Source organism: Allobaileyella intestinalis, assembly GCF_009695865.1.
GTDB lineage: Bacteria > Bacillota > Clostridia > Peptostreptococcales > Anaerovoracaceae > Allobaileyella > Allobaileyella intestinalis.
This window is the reverse complement of sequence record NZ_VUNB01000002.1, coordinates 50,052-71,612: the sequence shown is the minus strand read 5'-3', so window position 1 is coordinate 71,612 and position 21,561 is coordinate 50,052. Positions and strand designations below refer to the sequence as shown.

16 protein-coding genes are annotated in these 21,561 nt (G+C 47.4%); 1 reads left to right on the top strand and 15 read right to left on the bottom strand.

Features of this window, described 5'->3' with window-relative positions; genetic code table 11:
* Positions 1 to 19: 19 nt before the first annotated feature.
* The 14 genes from FYJ66_RS02250 to FYJ66_RS02185 form a co-directional block, all read right to left on the bottom strand.
* Positions 20 to 955 carry a glycosyltransferase gene (locus FYJ66_RS02250; protein ID WP_154571892.1) on the bottom strand — a complete coding sequence of 312 codons (936 nt, stop codon included), beginning with the start codon at positions 953 to 955 and terminating at the stop codon, positions 20 to 22.
* 35 nt (positions 956 to 990) lie between these two features.
* The gene (locus tag FYJ66_RS02245; RefSeq protein WP_206156962.1) at positions 991 to 1,809 is read right to left on the bottom strand and encodes a LicD family protein; all 819 of its coding nucleotides are present in this window, start codon (positions 1,807 to 1,809) and stop codon (positions 991 to 993) included.
* 14 nt (positions 1,810 to 1,823) lie between these two features.
* Positions 1,824 to 2,609: a glycosyltransferase family 2 protein gene (locus FYJ66_RS02240; RefSeq protein WP_206156961.1), complete on the bottom strand. Its 786-nt coding sequence runs from the start codon at positions 2,607 to 2,609 to the stop codon at positions 1,824 to 1,826.
* Entirely contained in the window at positions 2,596 to 3,846 is a 1,251-nt protein-coding gene (locus tag FYJ66_RS02235) for an LCP family glycopolymer transferase (RefSeq protein WP_154571890.1), read from the bottom strand. The genes FYJ66_RS02240 and FYJ66_RS02235 overlap by 14 nt, the downstream gene beginning before the upstream one ends.
* A gap of 19 nt (positions 3,847 to 3,865) precedes the next feature.
* Positions 3,866 to 4,459, bottom strand: coding sequence for a sugar transferase (locus FYJ66_RS02230; RefSeq protein ID WP_465250554.1), 594 nt, complete (start codon positions 4,457 to 4,459; stop codon positions 3,866 to 3,868).
* A gap of 93 nt (positions 4,460 to 4,552) precedes the next feature.
* Entirely contained in the window at positions 4,553 to 5,761 is a 1,209-nt protein-coding gene (locus tag FYJ66_RS02225; RefSeq protein ID WP_154571888.1) for a DegT/DnrJ/EryC1/StrS family aminotransferase, read from the bottom strand.
* Between the two features lie 21 nt (positions 5,762 to 5,782).
* Positions 5,783 to 7,657 carry a polysaccharide biosynthesis protein gene (locus tag FYJ66_RS02220; RefSeq protein WP_154571887.1) on the bottom strand — a complete coding sequence of 625 codons (1,875 nt, stop codon included), beginning with the start codon at positions 7,655 to 7,657 and terminating at the stop codon, positions 5,783 to 5,785.
* Positions 7,658 to 7,696: 39 nt separating this feature from the next.
* Positions 7,697 to 9,436 carry a phospho-sugar mutase gene (locus FYJ66_RS02215; protein ID WP_154571886.1) on the bottom strand — a complete coding sequence of 580 codons (1,740 nt, stop codon included), beginning with the start codon at positions 9,434 to 9,436 and terminating at the stop codon, positions 7,697 to 7,699.
* A 126-nt stretch (positions 9,437 to 9,562) separates the two neighbouring features.
* A complete protein-coding gene (glmS, locus tag FYJ66_RS02210; protein WP_154571885.1) occupies positions 9,563 to 11,395 on the bottom strand; it encodes a glutamine--fructose-6-phosphate transaminase (isomerizing) in 1,833 nt (610 codons plus the stop codon).
* Between the two features lie 27 nt (positions 11,396 to 11,422).
* The gene (gene glmM / locus FYJ66_RS02205; RefSeq protein ID WP_154571884.1) at positions 11,423 to 12,781 is read right to left on the bottom strand and encodes a phosphoglucosamine mutase; all 1,359 of its coding nucleotides are present in this window, start codon (positions 12,779 to 12,781) and stop codon (positions 11,423 to 11,425) included.
* A 17-nt stretch (positions 12,782 to 12,798) separates the two neighbouring features.
* Positions 12,799 to 14,052 carry a CdaR family protein gene (locus FYJ66_RS02200; protein ID WP_154571883.1) on the bottom strand — a complete coding sequence of 418 codons (1,254 nt, stop codon included), beginning with the start codon at positions 14,050 to 14,052 and terminating at the stop codon, positions 12,799 to 12,801.
* Positions 14,042 to 14,884, bottom strand: coding sequence for a diadenylate cyclase CdaA (cdaA, locus tag FYJ66_RS02195; protein WP_154571882.1), 843 nt, complete (start codon positions 14,882 to 14,884; stop codon positions 14,042 to 14,044). Before cdaA ends, FYJ66_RS02200 begins: the two co-directional genes overlap by 11 nt.
* 1,181 nt (positions 14,885 to 16,065) lie before the next feature.
* Positions 16,066 to 17,439 carry a class II fumarate hydratase gene (gene fumC / locus FYJ66_RS02190; protein WP_154571881.1) on the bottom strand — a complete coding sequence of 458 codons (1,374 nt, stop codon included), beginning with the start codon at positions 17,437 to 17,439 and terminating at the stop codon, positions 16,066 to 16,068.
* Positions 17,440 to 17,699: 260 nt separating this feature from the next.
* Positions 17,700 to 18,494, bottom strand: coding sequence for a ComF family protein (locus tag FYJ66_RS02185; RefSeq protein WP_154571880.1), 795 nt, complete (start codon positions 18,492 to 18,494; stop codon positions 17,700 to 17,702).
* A 178-nt stretch (positions 18,495 to 18,672) separates the two neighbouring features.
* Here FYJ66_RS02185 and hpf point away from each other — a divergent pair, with 178 nt between their 5' ends.
* Positions 18,673 to 19,206 (top strand): ribosome hibernation-promoting factor, HPF/YfiA family, encoded by a 534-nt coding sequence (gene hpf / locus FYJ66_RS02180; RefSeq protein ID WP_206156960.1) that lies wholly within the window; start codon positions 18,673 to 18,675, stop codon positions 19,204 to 19,206.
* A 95-nt stretch (positions 19,207 to 19,301) separates the two neighbouring features.
* Here the strand turns inward: hpf and recD2 are convergent, their stop codons facing one another.
* Positions 19,302 to 21,551 carry an SF1B family DNA helicase RecD2 gene (gene recD2, locus FYJ66_RS02175; RefSeq protein WP_154571878.1) on the bottom strand — a complete coding sequence of 750 codons (2,250 nt, stop codon included), beginning with the start codon at positions 21,549 to 21,551 and terminating at the stop codon, positions 19,302 to 19,304.
* Positions 21,552 to 21,561 lie beyond the last annotated feature (10 nt).

Sequence of the window (21,561 nt, the reverse complement as noted above, 5' to 3'; positions counted from 1 at the left end):
CTTCTTCTGTGCCGGCAATCTAAAACAATCCGAAAAGCACTTTTCCTGCAAATCCGGAAAATGTCTCACTTGTCCATCCAGATATTTCCCCGTAGCGCCTGATCAGCTTTATTCTGTTGACCATGCTCTTCTGATCTGCACAAAGCATGAGCAGCTGGTCATTCTGAGCCTGTTCTGGATAGAGCTTCACAAGTTCACTGGCAAGACGGCTGCGTCCATTTCGCTGTTCGCTGTTTACTGCCTTACTCAGCTTGGTCTTCAGATCTGATTTAAAGGTATCTTCCTTCACCCCGACCACATTATCCTGGTGCTGCCTGTACTCCATGTGGGACTCCTGGTCGTAGAAAATTCCTCCGTTCATGGATGCAGCAGCGGCTACACATACGTCGTGGATTCTAACTTTCAGGAGCTCTGGTGAGAAAGGTTTTGATTTCAGCTTTTCTGCCAGTTCACTTGTAAAAATAAAAGTGCATCCCGCGATAGTGTTGCGAAACACGATCTCCATAGTGGTGAGATGAATATGATCGTTCCCGGTGTATCTCAAGCCCCGGGATCTTCCATCTGAGTCTACACATTCCTGGTTTGAACTGTACAAAGCTTTTCCGGTTCTTTTTAATGCGCTGATACCTGCAATACACTTATCCTGAAGCCAGATGTCGTCCTGATCGGCAAAGCCGTAATACTGGTATTCTCCTGGTACTGAGTACAGACAGTTCATGAAGCTGTTTCCCACTCCTGCATTGGCGGCCAGTTCCACGTGTACCTGTGGATATCTTTTACTGTATTGATTCAGAATTTCTGCTGTTCCGTCAACGGAACCATCGTCCCGTACATACAGGTCCAGATTCACATCTTTCTGGTTCAAAATACTGTCAAGCTGTTCTCTCAGGTATTTTTCACCGTTGTATGTGCTCATAATCACCGCTATTGAAGGTTTTGTAGTATTTGTATTCATTCTTCCTTTTATTGCATTATCTGTCCGTCCTTCTTCTAGTCAAGAAGATATGCTTTATAAGTGTGATGGGTTACTCTCTTGTCTTCTGGAGGAAGTTCCATGTAGTTTCCGTATATAGCAGTCAGAAATTCATCGTAATGTTCCGGTGCCATAAACTGCTCTCCCTGGAATTGAAGCTGGCAGTAATCGCTGTATATGCGCTTTTCCATTATTTCTTTTGTCCGGTATGCACCGGCTATGCAGGCACTGTATTCCTGGCTGTCAAAGGATTTCCTGCGGCTGAATGCCTCGATTTTTTTCATAAGGCTTGAAGGGCTGCATACCCTGCTGAGAAGAAACATTGCCAGTCTTATTGGTTCATAGGCCAGACCGTGAGTCTTGCTTCTTGAGAATCTCTTCCAGTTCCTCGCATCCAGAATATCCCTCTTGAGCTCCGTCTTCATGAAAGTCCGCCGGGCCTCATCCAAGGTCATTCCCAGGCCGTCTATGGGGAAAATATCTATTGAAACTCCTGCATCGTGATCCTGTCCATCGATGACCGAATCTATTATCTTCGTCCGGGGATCGCTTACTTTCGAAAAAAGATTCCAGTAATTTTCTGTATTCCTGTTGGACAGGAGCCTGAACTCCGTCTGGTTTGTCATGCAATACTGGATAAATGCTTCGTAGTCAGGTCTGGGCATGGATATATCAATGTCGTCATCCCATGGAATAAAGCCCTGATGTCTCACCGCTCCGATCAGGGTGCCGCCAACCATAAAGTACCTGAATCCCTGATCCCGGCAGATCCGGTCCACTTCTTTAAGCAGATTCAGTTCAATTTTCTGTATCTCTTGTAAGTTCAGTTCCTTCATGGGCATCTTTCTTGTCACTTCAAGTAATATCTTTTTATGCTGTTAAATGCATAGCATGTAAAATAATATGCTCTCCTGAAAAAAGGGATCTTCAACTGATCCCTGTATAAATTCCACAGTCTTACTGCAGACCTCTTCTTATTTCTTGAAAATGAATTAGTCACTATTCTGTAGTGAGCCAGCACCTTGTCATATCCATATGCTGTTACGCCTTCTCTTGCTATCTGCAGCCACATCATTGAATCATTCAAATGAACTTCCGGAATCTCTGCCACATCCACAAGAGACCGGTCGATAACAACAGTAAGTGCACCGATGGCCGTATTCTTCAGCATGTCTTTGTAGCTCTGGCTTTCCGGAACATCTATTATCTTTCCTGCAGATCCGGAGTTTTCATCGATCCAGTCATACATTGTATATGTAAAACCGTAATTGTTTTCCTCCATGAAGGCCAGCTGCTCTTCAAGCTTATTCTCTTCCCACAGGTCATCTGCATCAAGAAAAGCCAGATATCTGCCTTTTGCTGCAGCTATGGCGATGTTCCACGCCCGGGCCTGACCGCCGTTTTCCAGGCACTTAATAACCCTGATCCTGGAATCTTTCCCGGACCAGCTTTCAGCCAGGCTGTATGTGGAATCTGTGGATCCATCATCAACAATTATCATTTCCCACTGATCATAGGTCTGGCTTAGGACAGATTGAATTGTCTCCTGCAGAAACCTTTCTGCATTGTAGGCTGGTGTAATGACGGAAACAAGCTGGTCATCCAGCCAGGGGCTGCTGATATTATTTTTCATCATCTGTCTTTACATGCTTCTTTACGGTTATCTCACCTTCAACAGGCTTCTTGTTCTTATTGTTGTATCCGTCTCTCATTACGGTTTTGATATTTGCTTTTGCCGTGGACAGGCTGGATTCGTCGTGGGCCATAACGTAGAGCTCTGTATCCCCCCCTGAGTAAGTAGTCTGAAATGAGTCAACACCAGTAACATCGTACTTTTCAATGGTCCACTCCGGCATGCCGTCATCAATCTGCTTCCGTACAATAGATGTTATTTCATCTGATGACATATCAGTTGTCATGTAATCACCTACTGAGGACAGAATTTTATTGTATTTAGTAAGCAGGGTCGGACTTCCTGTCAGTTTCTTAAGTACTGCCTGGAATACAGCCTGCTGGTTCTTGATTCTCTGGTTGTCTCCGCCTTCGAATGCATATCTCTCTCTTGCGAAAGCCAGAGCAGTCTGGCCGTCCAGCTTGTTTTCACCCTTTACAAAGTGATGTCTTCCTACTACGCTGTCATCGTTATCTTCCGTAGCCCATACTTCAGCAGTGAAATCTACATCTGAGTTCACTGTTACGCCGCCAATGGCATCAATGAACTTCTGAATTGTTGTAAAGTTGACCTTAAAATAGTAATTCATCTGAATGTCCAGAAGGTCAGTGAGAGCTGCTTCACCTTCTTCAACACCGTAAATTCCTGTGTGTGTAAGCTTATCTGTGGCATAGCCGTGATCAGTGAGCCTTATCTCATAATCTCTAGGGAAGGAAGTAATGAGAACTCTGTGGGTCTTCGGATTTACAGTTACGATCATATTTACATCAGAACGTCCCTTTACACTGTCGATTGGCCCTCTGTAGTCCATTCCGGAAATATAGACGTTAAATGGTTTTTCTGTAACAGAGACTGCATACTTACTGTGGCTGTCTGAAATATTGTTCAGGAAGCCTACAGTTCCCATGGCATATGCTGATCCCAGTCCATATACAAAAATAAGTGCTACTCCAAGAATGGTGGCAATAATGCGTGGCGTCTTCTTGATGGAGTCGAAAAACAGAAAGGAAAAAACGATTACACTAATTACTCCCAGTATGACAAAGGTCAGAAGCATGATTCTGGCCGGAAGCACATTAAGAGCGATCAGAGCGATCTCAAAGAACACCAGTGCAACCAGATATATGATTGCAAGAATCTTCGTTATGGTTTTAAACCTGCGGTTTTTTCTATTCGCTTTTATCTTCGCGGATTTTTTCATTTGATCTCCCTGATACTGCTTATCTGGCAACTGCAATAACGGTTTTGAACAGAAGTCCGAATTCCCTTCTCAAGCTGAAATATCGCACTCCATCAAGATTGAAAGCCATTTTTTCCGGCAAAACTTCTTCTATATAAGCCTTGTCTACATCTTCTGCTTCAGCAAGAATCTTGTCCTCATCCTTGAAGGCTATGCTTGCTTCTGATGTAACTCCTGCTGGCAGCAGAAGTGTGGCCATCATTTCATCTGTGTATTCATCCACATATTTTCTTACTTCTGGTCTTGTTCCCACAAGGGACATTTCCCCCTTGAACACGTTAAATAACTGGGGGAATTCATCCAGGCGGTATTTTCTCAGCTTGCTTCCAACTCTCGTGATCCTGGAATCATTGCTGGTTGTGACAAGGGCTCCCTTCTCATCAGCGTTCACAATCATGGTTCTGAACTTGAAAATCCTGAAGTCCTTATTGTATCTGGTTACCCTCACCTGTCTGTAGAATACAGGTCCCGGGCTGTCGATTTTTATCAGAACGGCGATCACCAGCAGCACCGGAGACAGCACAACAATCAAAACCGAAGAAAGCAGAATATCTGCTATTCTTTTTACAATCAATCCGGCTCTGTGTCTCCTCAATGCTTCATAATATGGTAATACAGCGTCCGTTTTCATGTTTTCCGGCAGCTTATCCCAACTTTTCCACATATTCTATATCAGCTCCCTGCCCTTCAGAACATCTATGAAATTCTGGATGACATATTTGTTCTGTTCGTCGGTCATAATTGAATATGTAGGAATTGAAACAAGGTTGGCATATTGATTATATGCATTAGGAAAATCTTTAATATCAAATCCCATGTTTTTATATGCAGTCATCATAGGCAGAGGTTTGTAATGCACATTGCATGCGATTTCCCTGGCAGCCATGTCCGATATAACTCCATTGCGATCTTCCACAGAAGCACCCGGAATTCTTACCAGGAAAAGATGGCCCGTGGATTTCATTCCATTGGAATAATGATCAAGCATCTTAAGGCCATATGGGGAAAATGCTTTTCTGTAGTTTTCGTTCAGTTCTTTTCTCCTGCTAAGCATGCTGTCATATCTTTCCAGCTGAGCCATTCCTATTGCTGCATTTATATTAGTCATGTTGCACTTGTAGCCCGGCCACAGAATGTCGTACTCCCAGGAGCCGGCTTTATTCTTGGACAATGCATCTTTTGACTGTCCATGAAGGGAATAGAGCTGCATGAATCTGTAAACATCTTCATCTTCTATGCCATCAATATTCCTCCATGTTACCGCACCACCTTCTGCGGTGGTCAGGTTCTTTACTGCATGAAATGAAAATGCCGAGAAATCTGCAATCTGTCCTGCTTTCCGTCCATTCAGGGATGATCCGAAAGAATGGGCGCAGTCTGCAACTATGGCTATTCTTCCAATGGTTTCCTGTACTGGATTTCCAGGAACAAATTTATTCCTGGCCTCTTCTGCAATCTGGAACAGCCTGTCATAATCTGCAATCATGCCTCCCAGATCCACCGGGATAATTGCCTTTGTATGCTCATTGATCAGCCCCGGCAATCTGTCATAGTCCATTTCAAATTGTTCACAGGCGCTGTCTGCCATGACCACCTTGGCTCCAACATGGACAACCACACTTGCAGTAGCCGTATATGTGTATGCCGGTACAATTACTTCATCTCCTGGACCCACTCCAAGGTACCGGAGTATTCCTTCCATAGATGCGGAGGCAGACCCCAGAGCAACAGCTCCGCTGGCACCTACAAATTCTTTTATTTTCTTCTCAAAGTCCTTTACTACCGGGCCGGTGGTTATCCATCCGGATTTAAGAACGTCTGTAACATAGTCTATTTCCAGCTGACTGATGTCAGGAGGTGAAAATGGAACTTTCATTTGCACTGCCTTTCTCTTTTATCAATACTTCGGAGTATATGTAGGCACAATGTGCTTAACATATCTCTTTATATCATCAGGTTCGTTCTGGACATATTCACTTAATTCTTCCAGTTCTTCCATGAACCTGTCTTCATCCAGTTCAATAGGATGTCCTACGTGAATCATTTTATTTGCAGTATCTTTCAGACCTTCCTCTGCCATTAACGGCTCTTCGTATAATTTTTCTCCAGGTCTCAGACCTACATATTTAATTTGAATGTCCACATCCGGCTTCAACCCGGAAAGGAGTATAAGGTTCCTTGCCAAGTCTGCAATTTTAACAGGTTCTCCCATCTCCAGCACGAAGATTTCTCCGCCCTTTGCATAGGCACCTGCCTGCAGCACAAGGGAAACGGCTTCTGAAATAGTCATGAAGTATCTCGTGATTTCCGGATGTGTTACTGTTACAGGTCCACCTTCTTCTATCTGTTTCTTGAACAGTGGAATCACGCTTCCATGGCTGCCCAGTACATTGCCGAATCTGACTGCAACAAATTCTGTTTCTGACCTGCCGTTGTATGTCTGGACGATCATTTCGCAGATCCTCTTTGACGCACCCATTATGTTCGTAGGGTTTACCGCCTTATCTGTAGAGATGAGAACGAATTTTTCCACCTTCCACTTGTCTGAAGCCTTAACCACCTTCCAGGTTCCAAGAACGTTGTTCTTGATGGCTTCGTTAGGATTAAGTTCCATAAGAGGAACGTGTTTGTGGGCTGCTGCGTGGTAGACAATGTCCGGTCTGTACTGCTCGAAAATCTGATCGATTCTCTTTGTATTGCGCACTGATGCAATGAGCACCACCAGGTTCAATTCTGGAAAATCATGCTTCAGCTCGTTCTGGACTTCATATGTTGTATTCTCGTAAATATCCAGCATTATAAGCTGTTTAGGATGATGGCCGGCCACCTGCCTGCAAAGCTCACTTCCTATGGATCCTCCTGCACCGGTGACCATTACCACCTTATTTCTCACATATCCCATGATGGAATCGATATCAACTTCTACTGGTTCTCTTCCCAGGAGGTCGTTAACATCAACCTTTCTGAGCTGGGATATATTCACATCTCCATGGATTATCTGGTAAATGCCAGGGAGCATCATAAGCTCGCAGCCAGTTTCCTTGCAGATGTTCAGTATTCGCTTTCTTTCCTTGGCAGGAGCTGAAGGAAGGGCTATATAAATATGATCAATTCCGTATTTTTTTACTATCTCAGGGATGTTTTCAGTATTGCCGGCAACGTGGACGCCGAACATGTACTTACCTATCTTTCCCTTGTCGTCATCTGCCAGACATACGATTTTACACCCCAGGCTTGGGTTTCTGTTGATCTCACGAATCAACTCCGCTCCAGCTTCTCCAGCGCCGACAATGAGAACCCGCTTCTTGATGTCGTGGTTTCCGGTGCGGAACTCAATAATGGCTCTGTAAAGGAATCTGGCCATAAACAGCATGACGAACAGGAATCCGCCGGACAATATATAAAAGCTCCTTGGCATTCCCACCACTTCCGGCTCCATTATCACAAATACCGTTGTGACAAAGAGAACATATATCAGTGATGCCAGAACGATGTTCATCATTTCCCTGATGCTGGCATACTTCCAGATGCTGGAATAGAGGTGACAGGTGGCAAAAATTATCAGGGCTCCTGCCAGGACCATCAGCTGGTGACTTCTGAACACGCCAAAATAGTAAACCATCTCATCGCCCATTCTGAAATCAAATCTGATGAACAGGGCAACAAAAGATGTGAGTTCAACGGCAATCATGTCGTAGAGAACAAGTATGGCGGTTCTTATAATCGTCCGTAAATCATATATTTCTTTTCCCGGCTTTTTATCTTTGTTCATTCACGCCTCTGATGCTAAATACTATGGTTAATCTTTAATTCACTGGTTATCGCCGGAAATATCCGGCTCTTTCAAAAGGCTGTCTATCAGCCTGTATACCTTTGCGCTCAATGCTTCGGCTTCTTCTTCAGGGGATTGTTCGTCTCCGTAGAGTCCCACGTAAATCTTTATTTTCGGCTCTGTTCCTGATGGTCTGACGGCCATCCAGCCGCCGCCTTCCAGGTTGTAGTAGAGCATGTCTGTTTCAGGCTGATAGTCTTTAAGCTCAACAATTTCTGTCTGTGGCCCCAGATCTATGTCTCTGCCCATGGAGCGGAGACGGTCCATGGCTCTGTTCATTTTCTCCCTGTAGCCGCTGCCTTCCACCTTGATGGAAAAGTTTTTTTCCGCAGGATATTTATACAGGGAATAGATTCCTCTCAGCTGATCGTAGAGCCTCTGACCTACGGATTTGGACATGGCTGCCATCTGGGCGAAAACTATTGCCGCTGCCACTCCGTCCTTGTCCAGGATACCGGTGCTGAACATGTACCCGTTGCCTTCCTCAAAGCCGAAGACAAAGTCCTGGCCAGCCTCACTGCCTTCTCTGATGGCCTGAGCGGTGAACCGGGAACCGGTGAGGGTTTCCTTCAGCTCCAGCCCGTAACGCCTGCAAATGTACCTTGGCATTTTCGTGGAAACAATGGAAGCGATGCAGAAGCTGTTTTCTTTCATCACCCCTCTCATGGTTCTGGAACCCAGGATGTATTCCATCAGCAAGGTACCGATCTGGTTTCCTGTAAGCACGCAGTATTCTCCGTCCTGGTCAGGCACAGCCACCCCCAGCCGGTCTGAATCCGGATCTGTGGCGATAATAAGATCTGCCATGGTGACCTTTGCCAGCTCGATGGCCTTGTCAAAAGTGTCCTCGTACTCGGGATTCGGAACTCTGAGACTTGGAAAATCTCCGTCAGGCAGCTCCTGTTCCGGCACCACCGCAACTGTTTCGAATCCCAGTTTTCCAAGAAGCCTCCGCACATGGTGGTTTCCCGCACCGTTAAGGGGCGTATAAACAATGCGCAGGTTCTTCTTCGCCTCTTCCGGCACCTGATCCGATCTGAGTTTTTCCAGAATCAGATTGTCGTACCTGTAGTCAAGATTGGCCCCTGCGTATTCTATCATTCCGTTGTGGCGCAGCTGTCTGAAGGTAAGGGAATCGTTTATTACTGAAAAAATATCCCCCACCTGCTCTATGGCTGTGCTAACTTCTGCGGCAGCCTCGGGCATGAGCTGAGCGCCGTCATCTCCGTAGGCTTTAAAACCGTTGTATTCTGCAGGATTGTGAGATGCTGTGATCATCACTCCTCCTGCTGCATCATAAAGATTTATTGCATATGACAGCATGGGAACAGGTCTCAAGGTGTCTGACAAGTACACCTGAACCCCTTCGTCTGCAGCCATTCTGGCGGTCATTTCGGCAAAGGCTTCTGACTGGTTCCTCGAATCATAGGAAATCACAATTCCTTTGTCAGCGCCGCCCCGCGCCTTGATCCACCGGGCAAAACCTCTTGCTGCGGCAGCTACAGTATAGAGATTCATTCTGTTGGTGCCTGCTCCCAGGGGAGCCCTGAGGCCGGCCGTGCCAAAAGACAGCCTGGAGCTGAACCGTTCGTAGATCATATCCATGTTCGTGATCATGGACTGAATCTCTCTCCTGGTATCAGGGTCCATGCTCTTGACCCGCATCCATCTGCAATATTCATTAAATGCTTCGCTTTTCAGATCCGCACCTGAATACATTTGTCCTTCTCTTTCCTGTAACTGTACTTGTCTGTACTTGTGATTTCTTGCTCTTGACCCGGTCTTTCACTTGTGCCGTAAAATGACGGGGAGCGACATGTTTTTTTACAAAATACGGTCCGACGCCTATTCTACTGTAACGCTCTTGGCCAGGTTTCTCGGCTTGTCGATGTCGTATCCTTTGTCTTTAGCTACGTAGTATGCGTAGAGCTGAAGAGGTACTACGCTGAGGAGCGGTGTAAGCTCATCAAGGCATTCAGGCAGGTAGATCACCTTGTTGGAGTGCTTCTCGATGGCTGTGTTGCCTTCCTTGGCAATGGAAATTACCTGAGCGTTTCTGGCCTTCACTTCCTGGATGTTTGAGACCATCTTGTCGAAAAGCCTGTCCTGGGTAGCCAGGGCGAAAACTATGGTTCTCGGCTCCATCAGGGCTATGGTTCCGTGCTTCAGTTCTCCTGCTGCTATGGCGAAGGAGTTAATGTAGGAAATTTCCTTGAGTTTAAGGGATCCCTCGTATGCAACGCTGGAGTCCACTCCTCTTCCGATGAAGAACACCTGGTCTCTGTCGTAATAGTCAGCTGCCAGAGCTTCCATGTCCTTCTCTGACTCCAGAACCTTTTCCTGTTTCTCAGGAATTGCTCTCAGCTCCTCTATGAATTTGTCGTAATATTCTTTGTCTACTGTGCCTCTCAGGTCTGCAAAATACAGGGCCAGAATGTACAGGCAGAGGAGCTGTGTGGTGTATGCCTTTGTGGAGGCAACGGCGATCTCCGGGCCAGCCCAGGTGTAGAACACGTCGTCAGATTCTCTTGCTACTGAAGATCCTACAACGTTGACGATTGACAGGATTCTTGCGCCATTTCTTCCTGCCAGCCTCAGGGCCTCCAGTGTGTCGGCAGTTTCCCCTGACTGGCTTATGGCGATGAACAATGTCTTGTCGTCTACAAAAGGATCTCTGTATCTGAACTCAGAGGCGATGTCTACTTCTACTGGAATCTGTGCCAGTTTCTCAATTACGTATCTTCCTACCAGACCAGCGTGATAAGCTGTGCCGCAGGCAACGATGTAGATCTTGTTGAATTTTGCCAGATCTTCAGCCGTAAAATCTATGCCGTAAAGGCTGATTCTGCCTTTCTCGTCTATGTTCCTGTTCAGAGTCTCTCTGATTCCCTGCGGCTGCTCGTGGATCTCCTTCATCATGAAGAACTCGTAGTCGCCCTTCTCGGCTGCGTCCACGTTCCACTTGATGTGAAGAGTTTCCCTCTCCACCTGCTGGTCTTTCTCGTCGTATATCTTTACATCATCTGCTGTCAGAACTACAGTGTCGCCGTTTTCCAGCAGGTATACGTCCTTGGTGTACTCCAGCAGAGGTGCAAAATCCGATGCGATCATGTTGAAGCCTTTACCGATGCCAACTACCAGGGGGGCGTTTTTTCTGTATGCAACCAGCATATCCGGCTGATCTTCTGCAACCAGGCCCAGGGCAAAAGCTCCTTCCATCTGGCTAACTGCCTTGTCCAGAGCTTCCTTCAGATCGTGGCACTCTTCGTAGTACTTGCCGATAAGCTGAGCAGCTACCTCTGTGTCTGTTTCGCTTTTGAAGTGAACTCCTTCTTCAAGGAGTTTACCCTTCAATTCCAGGTAGTTCTCGATCAGTCCGTTGTGGACCAGGGCTATGCGGCCTGCCTCGTCCTGATGAGGATGGGCATTCAGGGTAGATGGTGCACCGTGGGTTGCCCATCTGGTGTGGCCGATGCCCACGTGTCCTCCCAGCTTCTCGCTGCCGATCAGAGCTTCCAGGTTTTTTATTTCTCCTACATGCTTTCTTACAGCAATGCCATCCTGGTTTACTACTGCGATGCCGGCAGAATCATATCCCCTGTACTCCAGTTTTTTCAATCCTTCGATAATAATGTTCTGTGGTTCTGTACTTCCTACGAAGCCTACGATACCGCACATAATGATTCCTCCTGTTTACCAGAGACCTTATTTATGGTCTCCATATTTTGATAGGATAAGCTGGGCTATTTCGTTAGCAAAAGATGCTATTTCAGCCTCGTCTTCTCCTTCGATCATCACTCTCATGAGAGGTTCTGTTCCGGAAGGACGGATAAGCACTCTTCCTGTGTCTCCCAGTTTTTCCTCTACTTCTGCTATCTTGTTCTGAACTTCCTGATCCTTCAGTGCAGATGCCTTGCCCGCTGGTGTTACCCTTGCGTTGACCAGGGCCTGAGGATAGATTGTAACTCCGTCTCTCAGTTCACTGACCTTCTTACCTGAAGCCTTCCATGCCTTAACAAACTGGAGAGAAGACAAAACTCCATCTCCTGTTGTAGTGTAGTTCAGGAAAATCATGTGGCCTGACTGCTCTCCGCCCAGGACAGATCCTGTCTTGAGCATGGACTCCAGAACGTAGCGGTCTCCCACCTTTGTTACCTCAGCCTTCATGCCATTGTCTTCCAGATATCTGTGGAAGCCGATGTTGCTCATTACTGTAGCTGTAACCAGATCACCGTAAAGTGTTCCTTCATCTTTCAGCATCTTGCCGCAAATGCACATAACCCGGTCTCCGTCCAGGAGCCGGCCCTTCTCATCTGCGATCACCAGCCGGTCAGCGTCTCCGTCATAGGCCATGCCTATGTCTGCTCCCTGTTTTACTACTTCCTTAAGCAGGTTCTCCGGATGGGTGGAGCCGCAGTTGTCGTTGATGTTAATGCCGTCAGGGTCATTGGCGATAGTGTGAACCTCTGCACCCAGGGCTTCGTAGACCATTCTGGCTGTCTTGTATGAGGCGCCGTTGGCTGTATCGATGACTACCTTTACTCCATCCAGAGAAATGTCGATTGTGCTCAGCAGGAATTTTGTATAGATGCTGAGGGCATCTTCTTCCGCTTCTACACACTTGCCCAGCTTGTCTCCTACAAATTCAGGATGGACGAATTCTCTTGCCAGAATTATGTCTTCGATTTCTTCTTCAATAGAGTCGTCCAGCTTGAACCCATCTCCGTTGAAAAGCTTAATGCCGTTGTATTCAAAGGAATTGTGCGATGCGGAAATAACAACTCCTGCATCTGCGTCGTAATGTCTTACCAGATAGGCTACTGCTGGTGTTGGAATGACACCCAGTTTCATTACATTGCCGCCTACAGAAAGGATTCCTGCTGTAAGTGCGTTTTCCAGCATATCACCGGATACCCTCGTATCCCTTCCTACTACGAAAAGGGGACGTCCCGTCCCTTTTCCCAGTACAAATGCTGCGGCTCTTCCTATGTCGAAGGCCAGAGATGCAGTAAGCTCCTTGTTAGCTACGCCTCTTACTCCGTCTGTTCCAAATAGTCTTCCCATTAATATCCTTCTCCTGACTAATTTGTATTGTTGTTATCGGTGTTGTTATTGGTATTGCTGTTATCGCTTTCGCTGCTTCCTCCAGAAATCACCAGTGTGACGCTGGTGGCTGAAGCTGACAGCCCCTCAGGTCCGTTCACCTTTATGGATGGTGTCAGGGTGTAGCTGCCGCTGTTCAGTCCCGCTGCACTGACGGAAAGAACGAAACTGGAGGTGGACAGGTTGTTCAGCAGGTCATTGGCGCCTGTTACTGTTACCGTAGCGCCGTTCTGCACAGTTCCTGTCAGGCCGCTGGCCAGTCCTGATACTGTTATGCTTGAGGGTGCAATGCTGAATGTCCTGGAGCCCATTCCCGTTACTTTTATGGTAATCTTCTGGCCGGCTGAAGCGTTGGCAATGGCTATTCCATCAGGCAGATCGTACTTGATGTTCATAGTCTTGTTGCTGGTTATCTGGCTCAGGTCTATTACTTCCGTGTCCACTGAGTTTATCTTGCTTATGGCCGATGACTTTCCCTTTATTGTTACCTGATCAGGTGCTTCCACCTTTCTCTGGTACTGATCATCGTCGGCATTTTCAGTCTTCACGTTCAGCTTTACCGTCTTAAGTTTTCCTCTTATTGCTGTGACCTTTACTTTTCCAGGAGAAGTTTTGATGTACGGCACTTTATCGCCGCTGCTGTTAACTCCGTAGGTTTTTACCCTGAAGGTCTTCTCCTGGTCTGTGACTCTGTCGTTGTCCAGAACCACCTCTGCATTTGTAACCGACTTAATCAGGCTTTCTGCTCCGGAGATCTCGATCTCTTCTTTGCCCCCTGAAGTGATTACCGGTTCCTCGTCCTTGGCTGCTCCCTTGCCGTATACGGCTATAAGCTTCACGGTCTTGGTATCTCTTCTCTCTACTGTTACCTCTGTCTGTGAAACAGACTGGCTGGTCAGCTTCACACTGTCAGGCACTACGACGTTGACCGTTACAGTATTTGTTCCCGGCTTGAGCTGCGACACGTCCACCGAGGCCTCAATATCTTTTGCAGAAATATCGTCCAGAACTGAACGTCTCGCCCTCAGCTTTACGTCTACCTTTCCATCTGCCACTGAGCTCACTGCATCTCCGTTATTGGTCAGCTCGCTCTGACCTGCCACATTAACATTGATGCCCTTGTATGTTCTGGTCATAGTAGGATTTACGTTATATACAACATAGACCCAGGCTGCGAAGGCGATGACTATGGAAAGGATCAGGTTCATCTTGTTTATTTCTTTACCTTTCATCTGATCTGCCTCCTCTCCTTGCAATGGAACGGACTTTGCTCTGGAATGAAACTTCCGGCGGCAGGTAGATGTTAAGCAGCATCTTCTCAATGGACTTCAGATCCATAAACCGTCTGAGTTTTCCGTTTTCTGCCACGGAAATAACTCCTGATTCTTCTGAAACTATGATGACCAGTGCATCTGAAACCTCGCTGAGTCCTACACCGGCTCTGTGTCTGGTTCCCAGGTTCCGTCCAAGGTTCTTGTTCTCTGTGAGAGGAAGAACGCAGCTGGCTGCATGAATTCTGTCTCCTCTGATGATTACCGCACCGTCGTGTAACGGGGACCCTTCGTAAAAAAGATTTTCTATAAGTCTCACGGACATCTTTGCATCAACTACTGCACCGGTTTCGATGATGTCGTTGAGCATGGTGTCTCTTTCGATTGCAATAAGTGCGCCTGTTCTTGTGGCCGAAAAATCATCTATGGCTGTAACCATGGCACTTACGAATTCCATGGCATGTTCCTTGTCCACACTTTTGAACTGCTGGCTCACCAGGCCCCGGCGGCCCATTTGCTCAAGGCCTCTTCTGATCTCAGGCTGGAACAGAACAACCAGGGCAAAAAGGCCCATGGTTGCAAAACCTTTAAGGAGCCAGTTCAGCAGGTACAGGTCAAAAAGATCTGAAAGGAAGAATACCAGCAGAAGGATGGCTATTCCTCTTACCAGCTGCTGAGCCCTTGTTTCCTTTATGAAATTTAATATTTTGTATACGACAAAGGATACGATAGCTATGTCTACCGCATCTGCCAATCGGAAGTTCCTCAATATCCCCAGGATCACTTCATACATCTTGACTGAAATCCTTTCTACGGCTGTTGTCGAAACAAAGTCTGTAAATACTTGTTCATAAATGTTGGTTCAAGAGTACTGGTTCAAGACGGACAAAATGCCCACACTGTTCTGAACACAACACGGCAATATATCTTACAGATTATACAGTTTGCAAGCGATTTTTTCAATTTTTTGGAGAATTGTTCACATAATAAGCATAAAAGCAGGAGGTTTTTTCACACAAACGGTACATTTCCTCGCGGAATCTTACGGTTGTGTATCTGGGAGCCGGGGCAGTTGGCGGCCGGGGGGGATGGGATTTGAGGATAGACTTGCGGCGGCAGTTGGCGGACGGGGCAGTAGGCCGCCGGGGCAGTTGGCGGACGAGGGTAGTACGCGGGCGAAGGTAGTAGGCGGACGGGCGGCAGTTGGCAGGCGGGGGCAACTGGCGGCCGGGCGGCAGTAGTAGCTCTGTTTATCGCGGTTACTACTGCTTCTACGAGGCTGATGGAGCAGTAGTAATTCTGTTTATTGATGTTACTACTGCTCTCTGGTGCAGGAAAAAGCAGTTCTACTTGCAGAATCGGCTCTCAGTACTGCTCTCGAGAAGCTGGAAGAGCAGTAGTAATCCTGTTTATCGCGGTTACTACTGCTTTTACGAGGATGGGAAAGCAGTACTACTTGCAGAAATCGTACTTAGTACTGCTCTCGGGAAGCTGTAGGAGCAGTAGTAATCCTGTTTATCGCGGTTACTACTGCTTTTGCGAGGCTGATGGAGCAGTATTACCTGCAGAAATCGCACTTAGTACTGCTCTCAAGTAGCTGGAAGAGCAGTACTAATCCTGTTTATCGCGGTTACTACTGCTTTTACGAGGATGGGAAAGCAGTACTACTTGCAGGAATTGTACTTAGTACTGCTCTCGAGAAGCTGGAAGAGCAGTACTAATCCTGTTTATCGCGGTTACTACTGCTTTTACGAGGCTGATGGAGCAGTAGTACCTGTAGAAATCGTACTTAGTACTGCTCCCGGATTAAGGGACTGGCAGGCTGCCACATCCGTCCACATTTCAAATGTCCACATTTTAAACATAGTACTTAGCCCAAAAAGACGAACTGTGGCATTTCTTTTCAAAATGCCACAGTTCGGTTATCCAGATTCTATTAATATTTACCTCAAGTCTTTTCTTATTTAAGGCCTTTTATTTTACGCCTGTCATTTCTTTCAGGTCTACCCAGCGTTCATATTCTTCATCTGTGCAGATGTTCAGCTGAACTGCTGCTTCTTTCAGAGTGGTGCCGTTTTTGTGGGCCCACTTGGCTGCCTTTGCTCCTGCTTCATATCCTACGTGAGTATTCAGGGCGGCAGCTACCATCAGGGATTTACGAGCGTTTTCTTCCATCTTTTCTTCTATAGGCTCTATTCCTCTTACGCAGTTAAGTTCCAGGCTGGTCAGGGACTGAGCCAGCAGTTCTGCTGACTGGATGAATGCATCAGCTATTACAGGCATGAATACATTAAGCTGGAAATTTCCCTGGGATGCAGCCATTCCCACAACAGTATCATTTCCCATGACTCTCACTGCAACCATTGTTGCCGATTCTGTCTGGGTTGGATTAACTTTTCCAGGCATAATCGAGCTTCCAGGCTCATTGGACGGGATGGTAATTTCTCCCAGGCCGCAGCGGGGACCGCTGGAAAGCCAGCGAATGTCGTTGGCCATCTTCATCAGGTCTGCTGCCATAGCTTTGAGAGCACCGTGGGCGTATACGAAAGCGTCCTTAGAAGAAAGGGCGTGGAACTTGTTTGGCGCTGTTACGAAGTCGTGGCCTGTAAGTCTGGAGATAATTTCAGCCGAAGCCTTGTCAAACCCTTCCGGCGCGTTGAGTCCTGTTCCCACAGCTGTTCCTCCAAGAGCTATTTCTCTAAGCGGTTTCAGAGAGGCCTTGATATTGTCTGTGCTGTGCTCAATCATGGATCTCCACCCGCTGATCTCCTGTCCGAAGGTCATTGGAACGGCGTCCTGAAGATGGGTCCGTCCGGTCTTGACCACATGCATGTATTTGTCTTCAAGGGTTCTCAGGGTTTCGGTCATCTGTTCTGCAGCTGGCAAAAGCTTTTCTTCTACAGTTACGACTGCGGCTATGCTCATGGCTGTGGGGAAGGTGTCGTTGGAGCTCTGGGAACGGTTCACATCATCATTTGGATGGAGCAACTTCTCTCCAGCCAGCTCATTTCCCCTGTTGGCGATTACCTCATTTACATTCATGTTTGACTGAGTTCCGCTTCCTGTCTGGTAAACAACCAGAGGGAAATTGCCATCCAGAGAACCATCCAGAATCTCGTCGCATACCTTTGAGATCATCTCTGCCTTCGGGCTTTCAAGGTTTCCCAGTCTTTCGTTGGCCAGTGCAGCCCCTTTCTTCAGATACGCAAAAGCTCGGATTATCTGGTCAGGCATTTTGTTTCCCACTCTGAAATTCTGATGACTTCTCTGGGTCTGAGCGCCCCAGTACTTGTCAGCAGGAACCTTCACTTCACCCATGGTATCTCTTTCGATTCTGAAATCTTCCATCTATGCGCCCCTTCCCTGAGTTCATGTATGAGTTTATATGTGTCAATTTGTATCTATCGGTTTATGTTTATGCATAAAAAATATGATGCATCTGCTCGACCTGGTCTTTGACCCCACACTTGCCTTTGCCCGGATTTTCCGGAGGACTTACATCTAAACTGTGCCATGATCACCGCGGCTCCCTGCTCACGGCTTACGTGGATCCCTTTGCCCACAGCTGGCCTGGACTTTCAACCACGAACACAGAAGCATCATACAGGTTATGATTTTACTACATCTGCGCCCCCTGCGAAAGTACAGAATATAACTCTTGCTGCTCCCTTTTCAAAAAGCACGGAGGCAATGGCATCTGCTGTTGACCCTGTGGTATATATGTCGTCCACCACCATAACCGTGAGGCCGGTCACATTTCCATCCACACGGAAAGCGCCTCTAATATTCTTCCGTCTCTCATCAGGTGTCAGGCTCCTCATGGCTGTTGTGTGCCTGGTTCTTACCAGGATGTCCCTGTTATAATCTGCCCCCATAAGCCGGGCCAGGCCCTCTCCAATAAGATCCGCCTGATTAAATCCCCGTTCCAAAAGTCTCTCCCTGCTCAGGGGAACGGGAACAACCACGTCCACTCCTCCCCGGAAAATCTGGTACTGCTCTCCGGGCTCCAGGCTCTGGAGCCGGTCCCACATGATTTCCGAAAGAATGGGGGCGATGTAAGTCCTTCCTTTGTATTTGAGATTGAAAATCAGATCTCTCTCCAGGGCGCCGTACTGGGCGCAGGTTACGGCCCGTGAGAAAACATGGGGATGTTCTCTGCAGCTGAAGCAGATGGTCCGGGAATCGTTTCCTGCCAATGGTTTGCCGCATTTGATGCAGGTCCGGTCACCAGCCTCTATCCATCTGATTCCGTTCATGCAGTTGTTGCAGAGGCTGTATGGACGGCTCTTGTCAATGACAGCTCCGCAGCAGATGCATTTAATTCCCGGCGGATAAATCAGATCTAGAATCTCCTCTGTTTCCCTTCTCGCAAAAGCTGCTATTGCGCGAAAGATTTTTTCCATAAGACAGACAGTCTCTCCCTTCTTCTGAACCCTCCGGGCCATTGCCAGCCCTTGCAGTCTCATGATACTACTGTGAAAATTCCCCTGCAGTACCGTCACACAGAACTCACCGATTTTGATGTATGTTTATCCAACTTGTGTTATAATTCAGTTATCAAAATGCAAGGAGGTCGGAACTATGAAGGTATCCATAACCGCTAAGAATTACAAGCCTAGTGAGAGGCTTCAGGAAAACATTGAGAAGAAGTTCGCACGGCTTGGCAAATACTTTCAGGACGATGTAACTGCAAATGTTCTTGTTTCTAAGTTCAAGGACAAGACTAAGATTGAGGCTACAATCAATGCCAAACAGACGATTTTCCGGGCAGAGGAGGCTGCTGAGAACGTATACGAAGCCCTGGATCTGATTATCGACAGGCTGTCCAGCCAGATGTCCAAGTACAAGGGAAAGCTGGAGGCCAGATACAAGGAGAACAAGGCTCTCAAGTTCGAGTTCATTCCTGATGTTGAGGAAGAAGAGGATGAGGGCGAAATAAAGATTGCACGTACGAAGAAGTTCGAGCTTCAGCCTATGACTGCTGAGGAGGCAGTTCTCCAGATGGAGCTGCTGGGACATAATTTCTTTGTTTTCCTCGATATGGACACAAACGGTGCCAGCATCGTATACAAGAGGAAGAACGGAGATTACGGTCTTATTGAGACTGACAGGTAATTTCCTGTGTATTCTGAATTCAGAAGCCTGTGAAGAGGCTTGTTAAAGTAAATACTGGTAAGTAAAAAGGCTCCGGGTTCTGCCCGAAGCTTTTTTTACTGAATGAACGGCTGTTGGAAAGGGTTTTCTTCTTTCCCCATCATACCTATTTCCTTCAGTCTGTATTCCAGTCCTGAGTTTCTGAAATGAACCCGGTCGTTGTCCACCATTCTGCGGACGCCCCACTCCATTCCCGCAAGGACTACAAGTTTTTTTCCACGGGTCACTGCAGTATAGAGGAGATCCCTGGTCATGAGCATAGGCGCGAACTTCGCAACGGGCATGACCACTGCGGGAAACTCACTGCCCTGGGCTTTGTGTACGGTTATGGCGTAGGCCAGGTCCAGCTCCTCCACATCGACGGAATCATATACTACAAACTTGTCGTCAAACTGGACTGTAACTGCGTCTTCCTCTTTGTTGATGGAGATGATTTTTCCCATATCTCCGTTGAAAACACCTTTTCCTGTCTGGAAGTCCACATTGCTCCGCCACTCCAGGCTGTAGTTGTTCTTTGTCTGCATTACCTTGTCCCCTTCACGGAGGATGATCCTGCCAATCTGGCGCTGGGCTTTTTCATCTGAGGGCGGGTTTAAAACGGCCTGGAGCTGGTTGTTCAGGGATTCTGTTCCCAGAAGTCTCTGTTTTGTAGGGCTGATGACCTGAATGTCCTCCCAGGAGCCGATGAAATCGTAATATGATTCCAGCCTTCCCGTTACCAGCTCAAGGATGGTGCTCAGAGTTTCTTCTTCGGTCTGGCGGCGCATCATGAAAAAATCTTTTCCCTTCTCGTTGGAATGGGGGTATTCTCCGTTGTTTATGCGGTGGGCGTTTACGACGATCAGACTTTCGTGGGCCTGGCGGAAAATTTCCTTCAGCCTTACGGTTGGAATGTACTCACTTTGAATCATGTCCCGGAGGACATTTCCTGCGCCTACCGGCGGAAGCTGGTCCACGTCTCCTACTATTACAAGGCGGGAGCCGCTGCTTATTGCATTGAGCAGGCCGTCCATCAGAAGGAGGTCAATCATGGATGCCTCGTCAATGATTATGGCTTTTTCCTCCAGAGGGTTGTCCCGGTCTCTGCCGAATTCCATTTCATCTTCGTCTTCGGAGTACATGTATTCCAGAAGGCGGTGGATGGTCTTGGCGGGAGCTCCTGATGTTTCAGTTATCCGCTTGGCTGCCCTGCCTGTAGGAGCTGCAATGGCAGTTTTTATTCCCAGTTCGTCAAAAATCTTGATTATGGTGTTTATTATTGTGGTCTTTCCTGTGCCCGGGCCTCCTGTGATAATGGAAATGTTGTTCTCAAGAGCCAGGCGCACGCCGCTGCGCTGCTCAGAAGAAAGCTTGATTTTTTCTCCTGTTTCTGCCCAGTTAATGAGATTGTCCAGGTCAGCCGGTATCGGCGGCACATCAGCCTCCATAAGGCGTTTCAGATTGTGGGCTGTCTCCTGCTCTGCCAGGTAGTAATTATACAGATAGACCGCAGGAACTCCTTCTATGAGATCTGTCTGGAGAATTCCTTCGAAGGCCATGGCCGTCAGGCATTCGTCAATCTGGTCTCCCGTAACTTCCAGAAGGTCCATTGTAGCCAGCTTCAGATCTTCTTTTGGAACAAAGGTGCTGCCGCTGCCTGCCCATTTTCCCAGCTGGTATTTAATGCCGCTCCGGATCCGGAAAGGGCTGTCCGGCTGAATTCCCAGGCGGACACCGATCCGGTCTGCCCTGGCAAAGGTTATGCCGTAAATGTCGTCTGCCAGCTGATATGGGTTTTCCTTGATAATGTTTATGGCATCGGGGCCGTAAAGTTTGTAGATTTTTACTGCCGACGGAAGGTCTATGTCCAGGTCTGAAAGTTCCTTGTAGACCTTGGCAAATTCCCGGTTTTCGTTGTACGACTCTATTATTGAAGCCAGGGTTTTCTTGCCGATGCCCTTGATCTGCAGCAGTTTCTCCGGTTCCTCGCCTATGACTCTAAGTGAGTCTTCTCCGAAAGCGTCCACAATGAGACCGGCTGTTTTCCTGCCGATTCCCCGGATGCTCTCGGAAGCCAGGAAGGCTCTGATGCCCTCTTCCCCCTTGGGAACCATTTCCTCGTAAGAAGTGACGACGAACTGTTCGCCATATTTCTTGTGGATTTTGAACTCCCCGGTGATCTTGTATCTGGCGCTGGTGTTTACAGCATGAAAACTGCCTGTGAGGGTGAACATCTCACTGGCAGTTTCGAACTGGGCTACGGTATAACCGTTGGCCGGATTATTATATACAACTCTGGTGATTTTTCCTTCTTTGGTTTCCGCCATCCCCCTGATA